Origin of the sequence: Microvirga sp. BSC39, from assembly GCF_000739015.1 — a bacterium.
Taxonomy (GTDB): domain Bacteria; phylum Pseudomonadota; class Alphaproteobacteria; order Rhizobiales; family Beijerinckiaceae; genus Microvirga.
In genome coordinates, this window is sequence record NZ_JPUG01000020.1 from 1 (window position 1) to 5,524 (window position 5,524).

Consider the following 5,524-nt stretch of genomic DNA (forward strand, 5'->3'; position numbering starts at 1 on the left):
TGGACAGAGGGCCCGGTCATCTAAGGCTCAGGCCTCGGGCCCCTAGTCAGCCTGATAGAGGGTAAAGCGCGGCTGGCCGACATCACAGGCGATGATGACTCAACAGACCGGACGGCATCCGAGATCCTTGGAGTTGCCAGCATCGCGGAGAAGCTCGGTATCTCCCCCGCGACCCTCGATCTGTGGCGAGATAATGGGACGCTCATTGCCTTCCGCAAGGACGCCCATGAGTTCGTCTACCGGAGCGTCAGTTTGAGCCCTCCCGACCTCTCCAAGGACTCGACCGTGTTGCGGGGTACTTCCCGTCCCCTGAGGAGGCGTGGGAGTGGTTGGCCACGCCCAATCAGTACACTGATAGCGCGGCACTGATTGACCGGCTGCAGTCAGGGTACATCGGAAAGGTCGTTCGGGCTACGGAAGGTGCGCATGACTACTAGTGAGGATGCGAATACAAAGCGAGACGACACGATTGTCTCGGACCCAGAAACTCTGGGTGACATGCCGGTCATCAAGGGCACACGGGTCTTGGTCTATGACGTGGCTGCGTCCGTCATGGCAAGCATCCCGCAAGACCGAATTCTGGCAGCCTACACCACCATCAAAGAGCACCATCTGGATCTGGCTGTCACTTATGCTGAGGCCAATCCATTGCAGCGTCGGGCTAGTAGGCTTCCACCATGGCCTGGCGCAACTCTGGTGAGGTCCGGGCAGATACCGCAGAGGAAGGGATGATCGCCGAGCCTCAGGACCTTGGGTACGGTGGACCTGAATGGTCCGAGCAACTCAGGAGCGCAATCCGACAGGCGGTCGTCGGGGCAATCACGGAGCCTCAAAAAGCGGGAAATCCTGTGTACTTCACGGACGATGCGGGCTGCTTGTGTGTGCTGATGATGCCGGACGGACATGAGCGCCGGCTGACCGATGTTGAGATCAAGGCTCTCACGCGCTAGCCGTTTGCCCGGACCGCTGACGTATCAAGGCAACCGAAGGCTTTGTTGCACTTTCGCCACATTGATTGCGAGAGCCACGCTTTCAGCCATCAGTGAACTTCTTGGTAAAACGTTTACTATGATAAATGTTATATTGTTAATAGAACTCTGCTTTAAAGAACAAGTTTCAGTACAGATAATCGGTCTGCACCCGGTAGCCGGATGTCCCTGCTCCACACGCAATTTAGGCTGCGCCACTCAACAAGCTTGTCATTAGGTAGCAATGGAACTGCGCTTGCAGATCTGCATTTAATCCCTTAAATTGTGCGATATTGCAGGAGAGCGTTATGAGCGGAGCTGTTCAGGCTGTTGCCGAGAGGATGCCCGTCGACAGACAGCGACTGGCGCTTGAGGGCTTCTTCAGCATCATGGATCATTGGGGCGTCGACAACACCATCGCCCGCAGACTTCTTGGCTCGCCTGCCGAACGAACTTTCTATGAGTGGAAGAAGGGTAAGGTCGGGCGATTACCCGAGGATACGCTCCGCCGGATCGGCTACATCGCCGGCATCTGGAAAGCCCTTCAGATCGTGTACTCGCAGCCGGATCTTGCGGATAGCTGGGTCAAGCGTCCGAATGCTTTTTTCGGAGGCCAAGCCCCGCTCGAGCGTATGGCCGCCGGTGACGTAACAGATCTTGCCGCCGTCCGTACCTACATTGATGCTGCCCGTGCTCCCTGGTCTTGAGATCGCCGAGACCGCCATCGATTGGTCACAGGCGTGGCGTATCATCGCCTCGCGCTTTCCACCAATCCATCTGTTCGAGCGCGTTTCGCCCAATCCCGCCGTATGGGAGGCCCTGATCGAGCTCGAGGAACTCACGAATCCTCGTGTGCGGGATCAAGTTGGCCAGATCAGCCTCGTGCCGCCGGAGCGGCGGATCAGTGGCATCAATGCCTCATGGGTGATGGCATCCTTCACCCATGCGAACCCAAAAGGTTCGCGCTTCTCCGATGGTACGTATGGGGTGTACTACGCAGCAGATAGTCTTCAGACGGCGATCGCCGAGACAGTGCATCACTTCGCAGCGTTTGCACGAGATGCGAAAGATCCGCCACGACGCGAAGACATGAGGGTGCTGGTCGGCCCCATCTCGAATAGCTTTCATGACGTTGAAACCTTACGGCCTGAAGAGCACCGTGCCGCAGTGTTGGATCCAAGCTCTTATGGGGCAAGCCAAGCCCTTGCCCGCTCACTGCGCGAGCAGCACAGCAATGGTCTGCTTTATCCAAGCGTGCGACATCGGCAAGGCCACTGTGTGGTGGCTTTCTGGCCCGACGTCGTTGGGATCCCACGTCAGGAGCGTCATCTTCAATACGAATGGAATGGCCAATCCGTGACGCGCTACTTCGACTACAGCCGCAGTGAGTGGCTTCCAATGCCGGCAGACGCGTAAGGGGTACAACATCACCCACACGGTTCGAGAAATCCTGCCAAAGCCGATCACCAAAACGCATTCATCGTGCCACTTCACTGGATCGGACATCCTCGCATCCTGTTGTGACGGAACGAAGCACGGTTTGACAGCATCTTGGAATTTCGCGGATTTGGCGTGAATTGCCTGCAAATCCTCTGCCAGCTTTTTTTATAGCGGGTCGCTCAAGGCTTTGAGCCATTCCGATGGCTGTGTCGGAAATATGGGACGGAGGCGAGAGAATCGTTGAGGCCCCGCCTTGGCTACAGGCCGCGAGCCCCTCAAACTGCTCAGCGAGTGAGGGCTGCGGATTCCGGGCGTAGATCGCCTGCTGCTTGCGCATCTGCGGATCATCTCGATCCCGCCCAGATCACACGAGCGCTGTTCATCGCCTTGAACCCCATCATCGGCCGCACCCTCCTCTTGATGGCGCGATGATCCTGCTCGATCCGATTATTCAAGTAGCGGCTCTGGCGGATGTGAATCGGCTGCAGCTCCCGCCGCGATCGGTGCGGGAGACGGTCTGTCGTGTCGCAGGACAGGATCGCCTCCGAATTGGTCTGACTGCCGTCGATGACGATCCGCTCGGGCCGGTCATGCCGCTTCATCGCTTGCGTCAGAAAGCGCTTAGCAGCAGTGAGATTTCTCCGCTCGCTGAACCAGAACTCGACGGTGTCACCGTTGCTGTCGATGGCACGGTACAAGTACATCCAGCGGCCGCGGACCTTGATGTAAGTTTCGTCGATGTGCCACTTGCCGGTGACCGGGCGCTTTCTCTGATTGAAGCGCTCCCGGAGCTCGGGCGAGTAGCGAATAACCCACCTGTGGACGGTCGCATGGTCGACTGAGATGCCCCTCTCAGCCATCATCTCCTCCAGATTCCGCAGGCTTAGATTATAAGCCAAGTACCAGCGCAGGCAGAGCAGGATCACGGATCGATCAAAATGCCTGCCCTTGAACACGCTACCCTCCGTCGCTGAACCCGGAGAGCAATAGCTGAAACTCTGAAACAAACTGTTTGCGACGAATACTATATTTCCGAGAGACAGCGGATCTCCTAGTTCTACCCTGAGCCGACTGGCTGTTGTTTGGCTGAAGCCCTGCTCCGAGCTTGGTTGTCTCACTCCCGCTTCCAGTAAGCAGGATCAGGTACAGCGGAACTCAGGAGATTCCACATTCGGAGCGGAAAGCCTTCCCAGAGAGAATTCCGGCGGCTGATTGCAATAGTACAAGTGCAGTCGAGCTGAGGATTATGTTCAGAAGCCTGTAATCTTGCACGCCCCGGCGCGCGAGACGAGGATAGCTACTAGCTCACGTGCAAGCCTTGAGTAAGCTCAAGACAATACGCTCTCTCACCCGCAGAAGCACGTCGTGGGGGCGTGCGCCTCCCATGGTGAAATGGGCGGGTCATGATCAAAGAACATTCTCTCAAGAAAATTACACTAACGGCAAAAGTCGTGATGCTGGTCGCTCTCGCAATTCTGGTCGCGACCAGGACGATGTGGGTTGTCGCCTCGCGCCAATTATGGGCATCGCTGGAAGCCCAACAGCAGGAAAAGGCTCAGCAGTACATAAGGAGTCTTGCTCTCGTGTATGCAGGCCGATCCCAAGGGGCTGACGTCAAGGTCGAGCAGGGACAAGTTAAACGCATTGCGACACCCTCTCTTTCCGAGTTCAAGGACTTCTCGGTAGTTGATGACTCTGTCGCCTACGTTGGTGGAAACGCGACCATTTTCACCTTCGACGCTACGCAGGACAAGTTCATTCGCCGCGTCACGACCGTCAAGAAGGAGAATGGGGAGCGCGCTGTTGGTACGGCCCTCGCCGTCGACAGCCCGGCTCAATCCTTCGTGCGCCGCGGGGAGTCCTACTTTGGACCGACCACGCTCTTCGGAAGGCAGTTCTACACGGTTTACCAGCCGAGCTTCGACAGTGCTGGTCGCGTCAATGGTATTTTCTACGTTGGGATCCCGGTTGAAGACCTCTATGATTCCTACTCCTCAACCATGATGGCGCTGACCCTTTCTGCCGGTTTGGTTGCTGTTCTGGCTTGCGTAGGAGCGGGCATCGCTGCGATGCGTCTGTTCCGGCCCTTAAAGGATATCACCGCTCGCATGGGAGAACTGGCCGAGGGAGATCTCGAGTGCCTCATCCTCCACCAAGAGCGTGAGGATGAAATTGGTGCTGTCGCCAAGGCGCTCCAGGTGTTTAAGGACAACGCTCTCGAGGCCCGCCGGCTTGCCGCCGCCCAGGACGCCGAGAACCAGGCCAAGATGCGCCGCGCCGAGATGCTCGACCAGATCACGAAGCGCTTCGAGAGCAACGTGTCGGCCCTCACCCAGGGCCTGTCCTCCGCCGCCACCGAGATGGAGGCCACGGCCCAGACCATGACGGCAGTGGCCAGCCAGACCACCCAGCAGTCCGTCACCGTCTCGTCGGCCGCCCAGCAGACCTCGGCCAACGTGCAGACCGTGGCGGCCGCCACAGAAGAGCTGTCCATCTCCATCCGGGAGATCGCCTCCCAGGTGGCGCAGTCGTCGCAGATCGCCGACCGGGCCGTGCAGGGGGCGCGCCGCACGGATGCGGCCGTGCAGGACCTGGCCTCCACGGCCAGCCGCATCGGCGACGTGGTGCAGCTGATCAACACCATCGCGGGCCAGACCAACCTGCTGGCGCTGAACGCCACCATCGAGGCGGCCCGCGCCGGCGAGGCTGGGAAAGGCTTTGCCGTGGTGGCCACCGAAGTGAAGGAGCTGGCGTCGCAGACGGCCAAGGCCACGGAGGAGATCTCGGCCCAGATCGGCTCGGTGCAGCAGGCGACGCAGCAGACGGTGTCGGCCATTCAGGAGATCGCCCGCACGATCACCGAGATGAGCCAGATCTCCACCTCGATTGCCGCCGCCATGGAGGAGCAGGGGGCGGCCACGGCCGAGATCGCCCGCAACGTGCAGGAGGCGGCGCGCGGCACGGAAGCCGTGACCGGCAGCATCAACGACGTGCAGCAGGGGGCCGGCGAGACCACCTCGGCGGCCAGCCAGGTGCTGGGCGCCGCCCAGGAGCTGTCGCGCCACTCCAACGACCTCTCCCGAGAAGTCCAGGACTTCCTCCAAGGCGTCAAAGCC

General features: G+C 59.2%; 4 protein-coding genes and 1 pseudogene. 4 read left to right on the forward strand and 1 reads right to left on the reverse strand.

Annotated elements, in window-relative coordinates; translation table 11 throughout:
• Positions 1 to 728: 728 nt before the first annotated feature.
• The 3 genes from MA07_RS01585 to MA07_RS01595 all read left to right on the forward strand — a co-directional run bounded on the left by MA07_RS01585 (position 729) and on the right by MA07_RS01595 (position 2,384).
• Positions 729 to 950, forward strand: coding sequence for a hypothetical protein (locus tag MA07_RS01585; protein WP_036346133.1), 222 nt, complete (start codon positions 729 to 731; stop codon positions 948 to 950).
• A 326-nt stretch (positions 951 to 1,276) separates the two neighbouring features.
• Positions 1,277 to 1,675 carry an MbcA/ParS/Xre antitoxin family protein gene (locus MA07_RS01590; protein ID WP_036346135.1) on the forward strand — a complete coding sequence of 133 codons (399 nt, stop codon included), beginning with the start codon at positions 1,277 to 1,279 and terminating at the stop codon, positions 1,673 to 1,675.
• On the forward strand, positions 1,659 to 2,384 hold the full coding sequence (locus tag MA07_RS01595; protein WP_244445119.1) for an RES family NAD+ phosphorylase: 726 nt from the start codon (positions 1,659 to 1,661) through the stop codon (positions 2,382 to 2,384). The genes MA07_RS01590 and MA07_RS01595 overlap by 17 nt, the downstream gene beginning before the upstream one ends.
• A gap of 286 nt (positions 2,385 to 2,670) precedes the next feature.
• Here MA07_RS01595 and MA07_RS01600 read toward each other — a convergent pair.
• Positions 2,671 to 3,364, reverse strand: a pseudogene (locus MA07_RS01600) (IS6 family transposase); the annotation flags it as partial.
• A gap of 627 nt (positions 3,365 to 3,991) precedes the next feature.
• Between MA07_RS01600 and MA07_RS28405 the strand changes: the two are divergent.
• Positions 3,992 to 5,524, forward strand: a 1,533-nt coding sequence (locus MA07_RS28405) for a methyl-accepting chemotaxis protein (protein ID WP_244445120.1), incomplete at its 3' end; no start/stop codon positions are given.

What these genes read in the sequence shown, in the direction of transcription:
- MA07_RS01590 (WP_036346135.1), top strand. Translation starts at nt 1,277, where the DNA reads ATGAGCGGAGCTGTTCAGGCTGTTGCCGAGAGGATGCCCGTCGACAGA.
- MA07_RS01585 (WP_036346133.1), top strand. Translation starts at nt 729, where the DNA reads ATGATCGCCGAGCCTCAGGACCTTGGGTACGGTGGACCTGAATGGTCC.